Below are 17,216 nucleotides of genomic sequence, written 5' to 3' on the forward strand. Positions count from 1 at the left end.
CCTTATGAACGGTGTCAACGACATGGCCGTCGGTCCGGGAGGCTTCGTGCCACCGAACCCGGGCGGCGGCGCCCACAACGGCAACGGCCCCATCGCCCACGGCGGCGGCCCCGGCGATCCGCCGGGCATGCCGCCCGCGCGCGGCAGCCTGAATCATCCGCAGCAGCCGCAGGCCTTCACCGCCTGGCACGACGCGCGCCGCCCGCATGCGGGCGACACCGCGCTCGCGGGCAACAACCCGCTCGTGGCGGCGGCCAATCCGCTGCTCGACCTGATCCCGCAGATCCGCGCCACCGGCCACCATGATTCGCCGGCCCAGCTGCGCGAGCACCTGGTCGACGAGGTGCGCCGCTTCGAGACCCGTGCGCAGCAGAGCGGCATCGCGCCCGAGGTGATCATCGGCGCGCGCTACTGCCTCTGCACCGCGGTCGACGAGGCCGCGGCGCTCACGCCGTGGGGCGGCAGCATCTGGTCCTCGCAGAGCCTGCTCGTGATGTTCCACAACGAGACCTGGGGCGGCGAGAAGTTCTTCCAGCTGCTGTCGCGCCTGGTGCAGAACCCGCAGCAGCACCTGCACCTGATCGAACTCATCTACTTCTGCCTCGCGATGGGCTTCGAGGGCCGCTTCCGCGTGATCGACAACGGCCGCACGCAGCTCGAGACCCTCAAGCAGCGGCTGCTGCAGATCATCCGCCAGACGCGCGGCGAGATCGCCGTGCCGCTGTCTCCGCACTGGCAGGACGCGAGCACGCCGGTGCGCCGCACGCGCAACCTGCTGCCGCTGTGGGCCGTGGGCGCGGTGGCGGCGGTGCTGCTGGTGCTGGTGTTCGCGGCGCTCACCTTCAGCCTCGCGGGCCGCTCCGACGGCGCCTTCGCCGCGGTCAACGCGGTGCGGCTGCCGCAGGCGCAGCGCGCGGTGGCGCTGCCCGCGCCGCAGCCGCGGCTGCAGCGCTTTCTCGAACCCGAGATCCGCGAGGGCCTGCTGACGGTGCGCGACGAGGCCGACCGCAGCGTGGTGGTGCTGCGCGGCGACGGCCTCTTCGCGTCGGCCTCGGACCGCGTGCTCGACCGTTATGCGCCGGTGCTCGCGCGCGTGGCCGATGCGCTCAACTCGGTCGACGGCAACGTGCTGGTCAGCGGCTTCAGCGACGACCAGCCGATCCGCAGCGTGCGCTTCCCGTCCAACTGGCAGCTCTCGCAGGCGCGCGCCGATTCGGTCAAGAAGATGATCGCCACGCGCATCGACCGGCCCGAGCGCCTGCGCGCCGAAGGCCGCGGCGAGGCCGATCCGCTGGTGCCCAACGACTCGCCCGCCAACCGCGCGCGCAACCGGCGCGTCGAGATCACGCTGCTGGTGGCGCCCGTGGGCCGCGCGCCGGCCGCACCGCAGGGAGGTGGCCGCTGATGCTGCGCGCGATCTTCCGTTTCATCGTGAGCCGCGACCTGTGGGTCTTCTTCGGGCTGCTCGCGCTCGCGTTCCTGATCTGGGTCATCGGTCCGGTCATCGCGGTGGGCCGCTACCGGCCGCTCGAGAGCGAGTTCGTGCGCATCGTGGTGATCGCGCTGATGTTCGCGATCTGGATCGCCCGCCTGCTCTACCGCAAGTGGCGCGAGCGGCGCCTCAATGCGCAGCTGCTGAACCAGCTGCGCACGCCCTCCGAGAAGGAGAAGGCCGCCAAGCCAGAGGACGCGCCCGAGATCAAGGCGCTGCAGAGCGGCTTCACCGATGCCACGGCCATCCTGAAGAACATGCGCTTCGGTGCCGGCGCGGACGGCAAGGGCGCGGGGCGCTTCTCGGTCTTCGACCGCCAGTACCTCTACCAGCTGCCCTGGTACATCTTCATCGGCGCGCCGGGCTCGGGCAAGACCACGGCGCTCGTCAACTCCGACCTCGACTTCCCGCTCGCCGACCAGCTCGGCAAGGCCGCGGTGCGCGGCATCGGCGGCACGCGCAACTGCGACTGGTGGTTCACCAACGAGGCGGTGCTGATCGACACCGCCGGGCGCTACACCACGCACGAGAGCAACCGCGAGACCGACGAGAGCGAGTGGAAGGGCTTCCTCGAACTGCTGAAGAAGTTCAGGCCGCGCCAGCCGATCAACGGCGCGATCCTCACCATCAGCATCGCCGACCTGCCGCTGGCCGACGACGCGCAGCGCGCGCGCCATGCGATGGCGCTGCGCAAGCGGCTGCTGGAGCTGCGCAACGACCTGGGCATCAATTTCCCGGTCTACGTGCTGGTCACCAAGACCGACCTGCTGGCGGGCTTCAACGAGTACTTCGGCTCGCTCGGGCGCGCCGAGCGCTCGCAGGTCTGGGGCTTCACCTTCCCGATCGACGACAACCCCGCCGATCCCGCCAAGGCCGACCTGCGCGAGCGCTTCCACCAGGAATACCGCCTGCTGCACCAGCGCCTCGACGAACGCCTGCCCGAGCTGCTCGCGGCCGAGCCCGACCAGCTGCGCCGCGCGCAGGCCTACCTGCTGCCGCAGCAGTTCGCGAGCTTCGAGGACATCCTCGGCACCTTCCTGGCCGACGTGTTCAACCCCTCGAAGTTCGAGACCGCGCCGATGCTGCGCGGCGTCTACTTCACCAGCGGCACGCAGGAGGGCACGGCCTTCGACCGCGTGATGGGCGCGATCAAGCGCTACCTGCAGGTCAACGCGCCGCCCGCGCCGCCGCCGGGCCCGGGCAAGAGCTACTTCCTCAAGGAGCTGCTGCAGCAGGTGATCTTCCGCGACGCGGGCGTGGCCGGCACCAACCTGCGCTGGTACCGGCGCAAGCGCGCGATCGACATCGGCGGCTATGCGCTCATCGGCGTGCTGATGGTGGTGCTGCTCGGCGCCTGCGTGAACAGCTGGCGCAACAACAGCAACTACGTGGCCGAGGTCGACGGCAATGCCAAGGCCTTCAACAAGGCCGCGGCGCGCGGCGAGCTGCCGACGGTGGTCGATGCCAACAGCGACATCGCGAGCTCGCTGCCGGTGCTCGACCGGCTGCGCGACCTGCCGAAGTCCAGCCAGTTCGACATCGGCGATCCGCCGCTGGGCTACCGCTTCGGGCTCTACCAGGGCGACAAGCTGCAGTCCGCGACCGACGGCGTCTACCAGCGCGCGCTCGAGACCGTGCTGCTGCCGCAGGCCGCGCACCGGGTCGAGCAGGCGCTGCGCGATGCCTCGAAGACCGACGCCGAATACAGCTACGAGGCGCTCAAGGCCTACCTGATGCTGTACGACGCCGAGCGCTACGACGCCGACTTCCTGCAGGCCTGGCTGCTCACCGACGTGGACCGCAAGATCGGCGCCGCGCTCACGCGCGAGCAGCGCGCCAACCTCGAGACGCATCTGAAGGCGCTGTTCGCGGGCCGCGTGGTCGCCTCGCCCTTCGCCAAGGACGAGCGGCTGATCACCGAGACGCGCGAGCGCCTCGCGGGCGTGCCGCTCGCGCAGCGCTCGTACGCGCGGCTCAAGCGCATCCTGCTGCAGACCAGCCCGCCCAATGCCTTCAGCATCGCCGAGGCGGCCGGCGCCGAGTCGGCGCTCGTGATCCGGCGCGCCAGCGGCAAGCCGCTGACCGACGGCATTCCCACGCTCTTCACCTACCGCGGCTACTGGGACATCTTCGACAAGCGCATGGCCGAGACCACGCTCGCGCTCGAACAGGAAGACCGCTGGGTGCTGCAGATCCGCGCGCCCGGCATGACCGACATCACCTCGCGCGAGCTGCTGCTGCGCGAGGTGCGCCGGCTCTACCTGACCGACTACATCCGCGTCTGGGACGAGTACCTGGCCGACATCCGGCTGGCGGACAGCCGCTCGCTGCTGCAGAGCATCCAGATGACGCGCGTGCTCTCGACCTCGGAGTCGCCGATGTCGCGGCTGATCCGCGGCGCCGCGCGCGAGACCGACCTGCTGCGCAACCACGACGAGGCCACGCGCAGCCTGCTCGACCAGGCGCAGAACCGCGTGGCCAGCACGCGCGAGCGCATCGAGCAGCTCATCGGCCAGCCCGACGGCAGCCAGCGCCGCAACACCATTCCCGACCGGCCCGAGACGCTGGTGGACAACCACTTCGCGCCGCTGCGCCGCATGGTCACCGCGCCGAAGAACGGCGGGCAGGCGCCGATCGACGCCACCGCCGCGCTCATCAACGAGCTCTACACCTTCCTCACCGCCACCGACACCGCGCTGCGCAGCGGCAACATCCCGCCCTCGAGCGATGCGGTCACCAAGGTGCAGGCCGAGGCCGGGCGGCTGCCGGTGCCGTTCCAGGGCATGCTCAACGACCTCTCGGCCACCGCCTCGTCGAAGGCCGCGGCCGTGACGCGGCAGAACATCGGCCAGAGCGCGGCCGCGACCATCGGCCAGTTCTGCAGCCAGGCGATCGCGGGGCGCTATCCGTTCTCGCGCGGTTCCAAGCGCGACGTGGCGGCCGGCGACTTCGCGCAGCTGTTCGCGCCCGGCGGCATGATGGACGACTTCTTCCAGAAGAACCTCGCCTCGCAGGTCGACACCTCGGTCAACCCCTGGGCCTTCAAGCGCGGCATCGACGGCAGCGCGGCGGGGCGCTCGGCCTACCTCGATTCGTTCCAGAAGGCGCAGGCGATCCGCGACGTGTTCTTCATGGGCATGGCGGGCGGTCGCACGCCCTCGTTCACCATCGACATCCGGCCCGAGGACATGGACGCCGCGCTGACGCAGTTCACGCTCGACGTCGACGGCCAGACGGTGCGCTACGCCCACGGCCCGCAGGCGCCCGCCACCGTCAAGTGGCCCGGCCCGCGCAACAGCAACCAGGTGCGGCTGCAGGTGACCACCGCCAACGGCACGCCCGCGGGCGGCATCGTGACCGAGGGGCCCTGGGCGCTGCACCGGCTGTTCGACCGCGCGACCATCTCGTCCGGCAGCGCGCCCGAATCCTTCAACGCCACCTTCGACCTGCAGGGCAAGAAGGTGGTGCTCGCGGTGACCGCGAACAGCGTCTACAACCCGCTGCGCCTGTCGCAGATGAACGGCTTCTCGTGCCCGGGGAAATCATGAACGGCGCCTGGGTCCCCGCCGACGAGCAGATCGGCTGGTACGGCAAGCTGCCGGCCGCGGGCGACTTTCTCTACCGGCGCATGTCGCGCGAACTGCAGGCCTGGTGGGGACCGCTGGATGCAGAACGGCCTCGGCAGCTTCAAGCGCTGGCCCGATGCGATGACGCGGCACTACGTGGTCGCGCCGGTCTGGAACTTCGCGATCCCCGCCACCCAGGGCGTGGACGCGGTGCAGTTCGGCTGCATCGCGCCGAGCTGCGACCGTGTCGGACGCTACTACCCCGTCTGCGTCACGGTGCAGGTGGCTGCCGCGCGCTACCGCCCGGCGATGCTCGAGGGCTCGGCCACCTGGTACTGGCAATGCGGCAGCGCCCTGCTGCAGGCGATCCGCCACAGCGTGGCGCCCGACCAGTTCGACCACCAGGTGCTGGCCGCCGCGCACGGCGGCTTCCAGACCGCGAGCGGCGGTTCCGACGACATCCTGTCGATCCTCGGCTCGGCCGCGGGCGAGGGCGCGGCGGGCCCGCAGCAGCGCCTCGGCTGGCCCGAGCTGCCGCTGTGCTTCGACGCCTTCGGCAGCACCAGCTACTGGTGGACCAACCAGGCGGACGGCTCGCCCCTGCGCACCGCCGCCCACGGCGGGGGCCTCAACACGCCGTTGTTCTCGAAACTGTTTTCTCAGGGGCATGTGCCATGGGCATGAACAACCATAAGCGGCAGCACCTTGCTGCGGGGGGAGATGCATGACGACGAATGCCAGCAGCAGCCACGGCGGCGCGGGCGGCGATCCGCAGGAGCGGCCGCATCCGCTCGGCGTGGGCCACCGGCTCGACGAGTTCGAGCTGCGCGAGGTGATCGGCGAGGGCGGCTTCGGCATCGTCTACCGCGCCTACGACCACTCGCTGCAGCGCGAAGTGGCCATCAAGGAATACATGCCCTCGATGCTCGCGCGCCGCGTGGGCGACGACAGCGTGCACGTGCGCTCCGACCGGCTCACCGCCACCTTCCAGGCCGGCCTGCGCAGCTTCATCAACGAGGCGCGCACGCTCGCGCAGTTCAGCCATCCCGCGCTCGTGCGCGTGCACCGCTTCTGGGAGGCCAACTCCACCGCCTACATGGCGATCCAGCTCTACCGCGGCCGCACGCTGCGCCGCGTGGCCGAGGAGGAGCCCGCGAAGATCAACGAGGCCTGGCTGCTCGGCATGCTCGGCCCGCTGCTCGGCGCGCTCGAGACGCTGCACCGCAGCCAATGCTTCCACCGCGACATCGCGCCCGACAACATCTTCATCCAGCACGACGACCTGCCGGTGCTGCTCGACTTCGGCGCCGCGCGCAAGTCGATCGCGGACCTGGTCGACGAGGTGGCGGTGATGGTGAAGTCGGGCTACTCGCCGATCGAGCAGTACGCCGACGACAACACGCTGCTGCAGGGCGCCTGGACCGACCTCTATGCCCTGGGCGCCGTGCTGTACCGCGCGGTCACGGGCAACCCGCCGCCCTCGGCCGTGGTGCGCAGCGTACAGGACGCCTACGTGCCGTTGTCGTCGATGGGGCGCGGCGATCTCAGCCCCGCCTTCTGCGCCGCCGTCGACCACACGCTCGCGGTGCACAGCAAGGACCGCACGCAGACCGTGGCCGCCTTCGCGGCCGAGCTGGGCCTGGTGAAGCTCGGCGAGACCTATGTGAGCGGGCTCGCGGCACCGACCGTCATCGTCGCGCCGGCCGTGAAACCGGCCGAGCCGCCCGCGCCGATCGTGCAGCCCGCGCCGGTGCCGGCGCCGCCGCCCGCCGAGGCACCGGTGGCCGCGAGCGCGGCGCTGGCCGGTGCGACCGCTGCGCGCGAGACGGCCCGCGCGAGCGAAGCCGCGGCCGTGCCCGCCGCGCCGCCCAGGCCGGAAGCCGTGGCCGCGCCACGCGCCGCACCTGCCGCACCGGTGCGCGCGCCTGCCGCCGCGGCACCGGCCCACAAGCCGCGCCCCGCCGCGAAGAAATCCTCGCGTCCGCCCTGGGGCCTGGTCGGCGTGCTCGTGATCGCGCTGGTCGCGGTGGGCAGCTGGATCGGGCTGCACCTGAGTGCGAACCGGCAGGAGACCCGCACCGCGATGGTCCCCGTGCCGCCGCCCTCGGAGCCGATGACCGCGACCGCGCCCCCGCCGGCCGCCATGCCGCCCGCCGCGGACCCGGCACCCGGCGGCACTCCCGCCGCGCCACCGGCCGCCGCCGCCAGCACCCCGGCCGGCCCGCTGACGCCGCTCGACAACGTGCCGGTCGTCGCCCCGCCGAGCGCAACCACGACGCCGCCGACCGCGACCCCGCCCGCCGAGCCTGCCCAGGCCACCAGCGAGGTCGAGGACTGGAACCTCGCCCAGGCCGAGAACACCCGCGAAGGCTACGAGGCCTACCTGCGCCGCTACCGGCGCGGCCCCCATGCGCGCGACGCGCGCAACGCCCTGGCCGAACTCGACCGCCTGGCCCAGCCGCAGCAGCCCCCGCCGCCGCAGGTGCCCGGCGCCCCGACCAACACTGTGCCCACCGTGATCGCCGGCGGTGCCGCGCCGCCGACCGCCCCGCCCGCCATGGGCCGCGTGGTGTTCAACATCCGCCCCTGGGGGCCAGGTCATCGTCGACGGCGTGGACCGCGGCGTGAGCCCGCCGCTCAAGTCGCTGTCGCTGCGCCCCGGCATCTACAACGTCGAGGTGCGCAACGGCGACCTCGACGTGTACCGCCAGCGGGTGACGGTGCAGGACGGCAAGTCCGCGCCGGTGGTGAGCCACGAATTCAAGTAGCGCCGCAGCGGCGCCCGCCGCTCAGCTGTTGCGCAGCGCCCGCCGGTACTGCACCGCCTCCGCCACGTGCACCACCTGCACCGACTCGGCCCCCGCAAGGTCGGCCACGGTGCGGGCCACCTTGAGCGCGCGATGCGTGCTGCGCGCCGACCAGCCGAGCCTTGCGGCGGCGTTGTAGACGAACTTGCGTGCCGCGTCGTCGAGGGCGGCGTGCCTGTCGATGGCGCCGGCCTGCAGCGCCTGGTTGGGACTGCCCTGGCGCCGCAACGCGAACTCGCGCGCGGCCACCACGCGGGTGCGGATGCCGGCCGTCGATTCGCCGGGGGGGCGCGTCGATGAGCTGCTGCGCCGAGACCGCGGGCACTTCGATGTGCAGGTCGATGCGGTCCAGCAGCGGGCCGCTGAGCTTGGCCTGGTAGCGCGCGACCTGGTCCGGCGTGCAGCGGCAGGCCTTGAGCGTCGAGCCCAGGTAGCCGCAAGGGCAGGGGTTCATGGCCGCGATCAGCTGGAAGCGCGCGGGAAACTCGGCGCGCCGGGCGGCGCGCGCGATGGTGATGGTGCCGGTTTCGAGCGGCTCGCGCAGCGCCTCGAGCGCAGAGCGCGCGAACTCCGGAAACTCGTCGAGGAAGAGCACGCCGTGGTGCGCCTGCGAGATCTCGCCCGGGCGCAGGGGCGAGCCGCCGCCCACCAGCGCCACGGCGCTCGAGGTGTGGTGCGGCGCCGAGGTCGGCCGGTTCATCCAGCGCGCGGGCGAGAAGCTGCCGGCCAGGCTCGCGACCGCGGCGCTCTCGAGCGCCTCCTCGACGCTCATCGGCGGCAGCAGTCCCGCGAAGCGCTGCGCCAGCATCGACTTGCCCGAGCCCGGCTCGCCGACCATCAGCAGGCTGTGACCGCCCGCGGCAGCGATCTCGAGCGCCCGCCGCGCGGCCGCATGGCCCTTCACGTCCGCGAAGTCGGCGTAGTGGGGCGCAGGGGCCGCCGCGGCGGCCTGCACGCGCGCCCAGCCGTCTTCCGCCGGGCCCTGCGCGGATTCGGGCGGCACCGCGCCGTCGGCCAGGAACTGCCGCACCACGTCGAGCAGATGCCGCGCGCCGTAGACCTCGCCGCCCGGCACCAGCGCGGCCTCCTGCGCGCTCGCGGCCGGCAGCACGAGCCGCGTCGCCACGCCGCGCGTGTGCAGCGCCAGCGCCATCGCGAGCGCGCCGCGCACCGGACGCAGCTCGCCCGAGAGCGAGAGTTCGCCGGCGAATTCGTGGCCGGCGAGCTTCGCCGCCTGGATCTGGCCGCTGGCCGCGAGGATGCCCAATGCGATCGGCAGATCGAAGCGGCCCGAATCCTTGGGCAGGTCGGCCGGCGCCAGATTGACCGTGATGCGCTTGTTGTTGGGAAATTCAAGGCCGGCGTTCTGGATCGCCGAGCGCACGCGTTCGCGTGCTTCCTTGACCTCGGTTTCCGCCAGCCCGACCAGCGTGAAACTGGGCAGGCCGTTGGCCAGATGCACCTCGACCGTGACAGTGGCCGCTTCCAAGCCGAGCAAAGCGCGACTTTGCACCAAAGACAGGCTCATTCCTCTCCCTCTCCCCAATGTGGTGCGCCCCTTCTGCGCGGGCTCGTGCACCATGGCGGCCCATGGGGCGCCACATTTTTGAACAGCTGTTACCTCGATCGGATCGTGCGGCGGTCGCCGGGCACCGCGCGGCAAACGAGCACTTTGGCACGCTCCCTGCTACGAGACCCTCGTCCCCCCACATCCCACAAACCCGAGGAGTCTCGATGATGCACCGTAAATTCGCTCCGGCCATGGCCGTCGCCGCCCTTGCAGCCCTGCCGATGCTTGCGAGCGCGCAGCTCACCGGGAACGTCGCGCTGACCAGCAACTACAAGTTCCGCGGCCAGGACCAGGACATGATCGGGAAGAACGACTACGCCAAGACCAAGGGCTTCAAGCCCGCGATCCAGGGCGGCTTCGACTATGCCTTCGGCGAGAGCGGCTTCTACCTCGGCAACTGGAACTCCAGCGTCAACTGGCTGCAGGGCAACAGCATCGAGAGCGACCTGTACGGCGGCTACAAGTTCAAGGCCGGCCCCTTCGACCTCGACGTGGGCCTGCTGACCTACATCTACCCGGGCAACTCCATCGGCAACACCACCGAGCTGTACGGCGCCGGCACCTGGGCCGACGAGGCCATCGGCTCGTTCACGCTCAAGTACTCGCACACCGTGTCGAAGGACTACTTCGGCTATGCCGGCTACAAGTCGGGCTCGGGCCTGAAGGGCCGCAACACCGGCTACCTGAATCTCGCCTACAGCAAGGAGATCGCGCCCAAGCTCACGCTGAAGGCCGCCGTGGGCTACACGCACATGTCGAGCGACATCCGCAGCCTCGGCTACAAGAGCTACGTCGACTACAACGTCGGCGTCTCGTACGACTTCGGCAACGGCCTGGCGCTCGCGGGCTCGGTGCAGGGCGCGAACAAGAAGAGCTCCTACCTCGCGCTCAGCAACCCGGGCTACGACTTCGGCTTCGGCACCTTCGGCGAGCAGTACTACTCGCCGAACAAGGCCCGCTTCATCGTGACGCTCAGCAAGACGCTGTAAAGAAAACACAACGAGGCGCGGCCCAAGCTGCCGCGCCATTCATTCCATCCAGAAGGAGAAATCATGAAGCTGGTCACAGCCATCATCAAACCGTTCAAGCTCGACGAAGTGCGCGAGGCACTGTCGGCCATCGGCGTGCAGGGGATCACGGTCACCGAGGTCAAGGGCTTCGGCCGCCAGAAGGGCCACACCGAGCTCTACCGCGGCGCCGAGTACGTGGTCGACTTCCTGCCGAAGGTGAAGATCGAGGCCGCGGTCTCCGACGACCTCGTCGACCGCGTGATCGAAGCCGTCGAAGGCGCGGCGCGCACCGGCAAGATCGGCGACGGCAAGATCTTCGTCTACAACCTCGAGCAGGTCGTTCGCATCCGCACCGGCGAAACCGGTCGCGAAGCCCTCTGATCCAGCCCGGAACAAAACAACCATGAAAAAACTGCTTGTTTCTCTCGCGCTCGGTCTGAGCCTGCTCGCCGCAGGCACGGCCAGCTTCGCCCAGGCGCCCGCTGCCGCAACGGCCGAGGCGCCTGCGGCATCGGCGCCCGCCGCTGCAGCGGCACCCGCCGCGGCCCCGGCCGCCGCACCCGCTGCCGCGGAAGCCGCGCCCGCCGCGGCACCGGCGCCTTCGTTCAACAAGGGCGACACCAGCTGGATGATGCTGTCCACGCTGCTCGTCATCATGATGACCATTCCCGGCCTGGCGCTGTTCTACGGCGGCCTGGTGCGCAGCAAGAACATGCTGTCGGTGCTGATGCAGGTGATGGTCACCTTCTCGCTGATCGTGGTGCTGTGGCTGATCTACGGCTACAGCCTCGCGTTCACCGAGGGCAATGCCTTCATCGGCGGCTTCGACCGGCTCTTCATGAAGGGCGTGTTCGACCCGGCTACCGGCGCGTTCGCGCCCGGCGCCACCTTCAGCAAGGGCGTCTACATCCCCGAGCTGCTGTTCGCCGCCTTCCAGGCCACCTTCGCCGGCATCACCTGCTGCCTGATCGTGGGTGCCTTCGCGGAGCGCGCCAAGTTCTCGGCCGTGCTGCTGTTCATGGTGATCTGGTTCACCTTCAGCTATGCGCCGCTCGCCCACATGGTCTGGTTCTGGCTCGGCCCGGACGCCTACACCGCCGCCAGCGTGGTGGATGCCAACAACGCCAAGGCCGGCCTGATCTGGCAATGGGGCGCGCTCGACTTCGCGGGCGGCACCGTGGTGCACATCAACGCCGCCGTCGCGGGCCTGGTCGGTGCCTTCGTGATCGGCAAGCGCGTGGGCTACGGCAAGGAAGCCTTCACGCCGCACTCGCTCACGCTCACGATGGTCGGCGCCTCGCTGCTGTGGGTGGGCTGGTTCGGCTTCAACGCCGGTTCGGCCCTCGAGGCCGGCACCAGCGCCGTGCTCGCCTTCATGAACACCTTCACGGCCACGGCCGCCGCGGTGCTCGCATGGTGCATCGGTGAAGCGCTGATGCGCGGCAAGGCCTCGATGCTCGGCGCCGCCTCCGGTGCCGTCGCCGGCCTCGTGGCCATCACCCCGGCCGCCGGCAACGTCGGCCTGATGGGCGCGATCATCATCGGCTTCATCGCCGGCTTCGCCTGCCTCTGGGGCGTCAACGGCCTCAAGCGCATGCTCGGCGCGGACGACTCGCTCGACGTGTTCGGCGTGCACGGCGTCGGCGGCATCGTGGGCGCGCTGCTCACCGGCGTGTTCAACACGCAGGCGCTCGGCGGCCCCGGCCTCGTGGGCGACTGGGTCACGGCCAGCGTGGTGTCCAACGGCATCGGCGCCCAGGTCTGGGTGCAGCTCAAGGGCGTGCTGCTGACCATCGTGTGGTCGGGCGTGGTCTCGTTCATCGCCTACAAGATCGCCGACCTGACGATCGGTCTGCGCGTGTCGGAAGAGGAAGAGCGCGAAGGCCTCGACATCTCGTCGCACGGCGAGACGGCATATAACAGGTAACCCCCGAGGAACAGACCACCCCCAGGCTTCGCGCACTTCGTGTCGCTTCGCCAACCCCCTTCGAGGGGGCAACACCAGCGGCCCGGCGAAGCCGGTTCCGCGGTGTTTCGCGCGAAAGGCAGGGGGTGCGCGGGCCGGGGATAAGAACGACAAACAGCCACTCATTTCAGCAAGGTCTCCTTTGGATGTTCGCCCGCGAGCGCTTCGGCGCGAGCGGGCATTTTTTTGTCTGCATAGGCCGGGTGCACAATCGCCGGACCATGTGGACCACCCTGCAAGACAGCCTCTGCGAACTCGGCGAATCGCCGTTCTGGCATCCCGCGGAACGCGCGCTCTACTGGCTCGACATTCCCGGCCGCGCGGTGCTGCGCACGCGCGGCGAAGTCGGCACGCCCGCGGCGCGCGTCGAGCGCTGGGCGCTGCCGACCGAGCCCGGCTGCATGGCGCCGGCGCGCAGCGGCGGGCTGGTGATCGCGCTGCGCGACGGCATCTACCGCGCGCGTGAATGGGGCGGCGAACTGGCGGCCATCGCGCGGGTGGACCACGACGCGCGCACCATGCGCTTCAACGACGGCAAATGCGATGCCTTCGGCCGCTTCTGGGCCGGCACGCTCAACGAGGCCAAGGACCGGCCGAACGCCGCGCTGTATTGCCTCGATGCCCGCCCCGACGCGCATACGGCGCCGCGGCTCGTGCGCATGGCCGGCGAGGCGACCACGGGCAACGGCCTCGCGTTCGCGCCCGATGCGCGCACCGTCTACTGGGCCGACACGGCCGCGCACCGCGTGCGCGCCTGGGGCTGGGAGCCTGCATCCAACACGCTCTCGCAGCCGCGCGTGTTCCGCCAGTTCGATGCCAAGCCCGAAGGCTGGACCCCGGATTCGCCCGAGCGCTACGAAGGCCGCCCCGACGGCGCCACCGTCGATGCAGAAGGCCACTACTGGGTCGCGATGTTCGAAGGCGCGCAGCTGCTGCGCTTCGCGCCCTCCGGTGCCTGCGTGGCCGCGGTGCCCGTGCCGGTGCAATGCCCGACCATGCCCTGCTTCGGCGGCGACGACCTGCAGACGCTGTTCGTCACCACCGCACGCAAGGGGCGCCCGGCCGCGGAGATCGCCGCGCAGCCGGCCGCGGGCCATGTGATCTCGATGCGCGTCGACACCGCGGGCCTGCCGGTCGCCTTCTTCGAAGACTGAGCGACGCATGGCGCTGCAGCACATCCCGCCGATCCAGTGCCTGCTGACCTTCGAGGCCGTGGCGCGGCTGCGCCATGCGGGCCGCGCGGCCGACGAGCTCTGCGTGACGCCGAGCGCGGTGAGCCACCGCATCCGCCAGCTCGAATCGCACGTCGGCTTCAAGCTCTTCGGCCGCGGCGACTTCAGCCTCACGGCCGACGGCGCGGCCTACCTCGCCAACGTGCGCACCGGGCTGGCGGCGCTGCAGGCCACGCCGGGCGGCGGCGCCGCGCGGCAGCGGGCGACGCGGCTGCGCATCGCGGTCACGCCGACCTTCAGCCGCCAGTTCCTGATGCCGCGGCTCGAACTGTTCCGCAACATCTACCCCGACATCGAGCTCGTGCTGCAGGTGTCGATTCCGCTGCTCGACGTGACGGCCGAGCCGGCCGACCTCGAGGTGCGCTATGGCAGCGGCAGCTATGCCGACTGCGAGCACCGGCTGCTGCTCGAGGAAGAAGTGGTGCCGGCCTGCAGCCCGAGCTACCTCAACGAGTTCGGCCCCTTCGACGGCTTCGCCACCGCGGCCGAGATCGCGAATGCGCGGCTGATCCGCAGCCCGCTCGAGCCCTGGAGCACCTGGTTCGCGCGCTGCGGCATCGACCAGCCCGAGCCGCACGTGGGCTCGCAGTTCAACGACCTCGGCCTGGTGTACGACGCCGCCGCGAGCGGTTTCGGCGTGGCGCTGGTGCGGCTGAAGATGGGCGCCGCCTGGCTGGAGCAGGGCCGGCTGGTGGCGCTGTCGGACCAGCCCGTGCCCTCGCCGCACCGCCACACCATCTGCTGGCAGCCCGGCACGCTCGAGCGCTGGGAATGCGCGGCCTTCGTCGACTGGCTGGTGCAGAGCCTGCGCTGAAGCGGGCGGGCGCCGCCGCGCCGCCAAGTTCCCTCAAGTCCGGCGCGAAAAAGCTTCAACCCGCCCGCGCCGCAATTGCGTAGAGTGCGGGCTCCACGAGACAAGAGGCCCGCCGCATGAATGCGCCGCTCACCGCCGTGCAGCACGATTCGCTGCAGAGAACCGAACGCCAGTCGCAGATCGTGCGCGCCCCTGCAGCCCCACCTGCCGGCGCATGCGCTGATCTGGCACGCGGAGGACACCACGCCCTACGAATGCGACGGCCTCACCGCCTACCGCCAGCGCCCGCTGGTGGTGGCACTGCCCGAGACCGAGGCGCAGGTGGCGGCCGTGCTCAGCGCCTGCCATGCGCTCGGCGCGCCCGTGGTGGCGCGCGGCGCCGGCACCGGCCTGTCGGGCGGCGCGATGCCGCATGCGATGGGCGTCACGCTCTCGCTCGCCAAGTTCAATCGCATCCTCAAGGTCGACCCGGTGAGCCGCACGGCCGTCGTGCAGTGCGGCGTGCGCAACCTCGCGATCAGCGAGGCGGCGGCGCCCTTCAACCTCTACTACGCGCCCGATCCGTCGAGCCAGATCGCCTGCTCGATCGGCGGCAACGTGGCCGAGAACTCGGGCGGCGTGCACTGCCTCAAGTACGGCCTCACGCTGCACAACGTGCTCAGGGTGCGCGGCTTCACGGCCGAAGGCGAGCCGGTCGAATTCGGCGGCGAGGCGCTCGATGCGCCCGGTCTGGACCTGCTCGCGCTCGTGATCGGCAGCGAGGGCATGCTCGCGGTCACGACCGAGGTCACGGTCAGGCTGGTGCCCAAGCCGCAGCTCGCGCGCTGCATCATGGCGAGCTTCGACGACGTGCGAAAGGCCGGCGATGCGGTGGCCGCGGTGATCGCGGCCGGCATCATCCCCGCGGGGCTCGAGATGATGGACAAGCCCATGACCGCCGCGGTAGAGGACTTCGTGCATGCGGGCTACGACCTCGATGCCGCCGCGATCCTGCTGTGCGAATCCGACGGCACGCCCGAGGAGGTGGAAGAGGAGATCGGCCGCATGACCGCCGTGCTGCGCGCATCGGGCGCCACCGCCATCGCGGTGAGCGCGAGCGAGGAGGAGCGCATGCGCTTCTGGAGCGGCCGCAAGAACGCCTTCCCCGCATCGGGCCGCATCAGCCCCGACTACATGTGCCTCGACTCCACCATCCCGCGCAAGCGCCTGGCCGACATCCTGCTCGCGATCCAGGCGATGGAGAAGAAGTACGGCCTGCGCTGCTGCAACGTGTTCCATGCGGGCGACGGCAACCTGCATCCGCTGGTGCTCTTCGATGCCAACGACCCCGACGAGCTGCACCGCTGCGAGCTCTTCGGCGCCGACATCCTCGAGACCAGCGTGGCCATGGGCGGCACCGTCTCGGGCGAGCACGGCGTGGGCGTGGAGAAGCTCAACAGCATGTGCGTGCAGTTCACCGCGGCCGAGAACGAACAGATGTTCGGCGTCAAGCGCGCCTTCGATCCCGCCGGGCTGCTGAACCCCGGCAAGGTGATTCCCACGCTGCAGCGCTGCGCCGAGTACGGCAAGCAGGTGGTGCGCGGCGGGCGCCTGCCGCATCCCGATCTGCCGAGGTTCTGACGGCGATGGACAACGCAGTTCAACAGATCGTCGAGCGCATCCGCGCGGCAGCCGCCGACGCCACGCCGCTGCGCATCCGCGGCGGCGGCACCAAGGACTTCTACGGCGAGCCGCCGCGCGGCGAGCCGCTCGACACCACGGCGCTCGCGGGCATCACGAGCTACGAGCCGAGCGAACTGGTCGTCACCGTGCGCGCGGGCACGCCGCTCGCCGAACTGGAGGCCGCGCTGGCCGAGAAAGGCCAGTGCCTGCCGTTCGAGCCGCCGCACTTCGGCACGCATGGCGCGGGCACCGTCGGCGGCATGGTGGCGGCAGGCCTCGCGGGGCCGGCGCGCGCCAGCGTCGGTTCGGTGCGCGACTACGTGCTCGGCGCCACGCTCGTCAACGGCCGCGGCGAAGTGCTCGGCTTCGGCGGACAGGTGATGAAGAACGTGGCGGGCTACGACGTCTCGCGCGTGCTCGCGGGCTCGCTCGGCGCGCTCGGCGTGATCGCCGAGGTCAGCCTCAAGGTGCTGCCGGTCGCGCCCGCCGAGGCCACGCTGGCCTTCGCGTGCAGCCAGGCCGATGCGCTGCGGCTGCTCAACGAATGGGGCGGCCGGCCGCTGCCGCTCAATGCGAGCTGCTGGACCGGTCATGCGGGCGAGGGCGTGCTGTACCTGCGGCTGCGCGGTGCGGCGGCGGCGGTCGAGGCGGCCTGCGCGCACCTCGGCGGCGAGCGGCAGGACGCCGCCGCGGCCGCGGCCCGCTGGCTGTCGCTGCGCGACCAGCGCCTGCCGTGGTTCGATGCGGCCGACGCGCGCGAGGCGCTCTGGCGCGTGTCGGTGCCTCAGACCGCGCCGGTGCTCGCACTGGACGACTGCGGCGCGCCGCTGGTCGAGTGGCACGGCGCCCAGCGCTGGTACAAGGCGCCGGCGGCGCAGGCCGCATCGCTGCGCGCCGCGGCGCGGGCGGCGGGCGGCCATGCCACGCTCTTCAGGCTGCCGCCGTCCGCGGCCGATGCGGACGGCATCGCGCGCTTCGATGCGCTGAGCGCACCCGTCGCGCGCATCCACCAGGCGCTGGTGCGCGAGTTCGATCCCCACGGCCTCTTCGACCGCACGCGCCTGCTGGGCGCCGGCTGAGCCCGCTTCATTCCGATT

At 71.1% G+C, this 17,216-nt stretch carries 9 protein-coding genes and 3 pseudogenes; 11 read left to right on the forward strand and 1 reads right to left on the reverse strand.

Translation table 11 applies throughout. From position 1 onward, the window contains the following. Window positions 1-4 precede the first annotated feature (4 nt). From M2165_RS10875 to M2165_RS26110, 4 genes and pseudogenes are all read left to right on the forward strand, one after another. Entirely contained in the window at window positions 5-1,405 is a 1,401-nt protein-coding gene (locus tag M2165_RS10875) for a DotU family type VI secretion system protein (RefSeq protein WP_280814657.1), read from the forward strand. Continuing rightward, the gene (gene tssM / locus M2165_RS10880; protein WP_280814658.1) at window positions 1,405-5,040 is read left to right on the forward strand and encodes a type VI secretion system membrane subunit TssM; all 3,636 of its coding nucleotides are present in this window, start codon (window positions 1,405-1,407) and stop codon (window positions 5,038-5,040) included. The genes M2165_RS10875 and tssM overlap by 1 nt, the downstream gene beginning before the upstream one ends. After that, window positions 5,037-5,742 (forward strand): annotated as a pseudogene (gene tagF / locus M2165_RS10885) (type VI secretion system-associated protein TagF). The gene tssM and the pseudogene tagF overlap by 4 nt, the downstream one beginning before the upstream one ends. Window positions 5,743-5,782: 40 nt before the next feature. Then, window positions 5,783-7,951 carry a serine/threonine-protein kinase gene (locus M2165_RS26110; protein ID WP_348541049.1) on the forward strand — a complete coding sequence of 723 codons (2,169 nt, stop codon included), beginning with the start codon at window positions 5,783-5,785 and terminating at the stop codon, window positions 7,949-7,951. Here the strand turns inward: M2165_RS26110 and M2165_RS10900 are convergent. After that, window positions 7,848-9,393, reverse strand: a pseudogene (locus tag M2165_RS10900) (YifB family Mg chelatase-like AAA ATPase). The gene M2165_RS26110 and the pseudogene M2165_RS10900 sit on opposite strands and share 104 nt — an antisense overlap. A 206-nt stretch (window positions 9,394-9,599) precedes the next feature. On the opposite strand from M2165_RS10900, the gene M2165_RS10905 reads away from it, so the two are divergent. From M2165_RS10905 to glcE, 7 genes and pseudogenes are all read left to right on the forward strand, one after another. Further along, window positions 9,600-10,424, forward strand: a complete 825-nt coding sequence (locus M2165_RS10905; RefSeq protein ID WP_280814659.1) for a TorF family putative porin — start codon at window positions 9,600-9,602, stop codon at window positions 10,422-10,424. A gap of 63 nt (window positions 10,425-10,487) precedes the next feature. Beyond that, the gene (gene glnK / locus M2165_RS10910) at window positions 10,488-10,826 is read left to right on the forward strand and encodes a P-II family nitrogen regulator (RefSeq protein ID WP_007833403.1); all 339 of its coding nucleotides are present in this window, start codon (window positions 10,488-10,490) and stop codon (window positions 10,824-10,826) included. A 22-nt stretch (window positions 10,827-10,848) separates the two neighbouring features. Then, window positions 10,849-12,372, forward strand: a complete 1,524-nt coding sequence (gene amt / locus M2165_RS10915; RefSeq protein ID WP_280814660.1) for an ammonium transporter — start codon at window positions 10,849-10,851, stop codon at window positions 12,370-12,372. A 260-nt stretch (window positions 12,373-12,632) separates the two neighbouring features. Further along, the gene (locus M2165_RS10920) at window positions 12,633-13,565 is read left to right on the forward strand and encodes an SMP-30/gluconolactonase/LRE family protein (protein ID WP_280814661.1); all 933 of its coding nucleotides are present in this window, start codon (window positions 12,633-12,635) and stop codon (window positions 13,563-13,565) included. A 7-nt stretch (window positions 13,566-13,572) separates the two neighbouring features. After that, a complete protein-coding gene (locus M2165_RS10925; RefSeq protein WP_280814662.1) occupies window positions 13,573-14,457 on the forward strand; it encodes a LysR substrate-binding domain-containing protein in 885 nt (294 codons plus the stop codon). Between the two features lie 116 nt (window positions 14,458-14,573). Continuing rightward, a pseudogene (locus M2165_RS10930) lies at window positions 14,574-16,077 on the forward strand (FAD-linked oxidase C-terminal domain-containing protein). Between the two features lie 5 nt (window positions 16,078-16,082). Beyond that, a complete protein-coding gene (glcE, locus tag M2165_RS10935) occupies window positions 16,083-17,198 on the forward strand; it encodes a glycolate oxidase subunit GlcE (RefSeq protein WP_280814664.1) in 1,116 nt (371 codons plus the stop codon). Window positions 17,199-17,216 lie beyond the last annotated feature (18 nt).

It is taken from the genome of Variovorax sp. TBS-050B (assembly GCF_029893635.1).
Lineage (GTDB): Bacteria > Pseudomonadota > Gammaproteobacteria > Burkholderiales > Burkholderiaceae_C > Variovorax.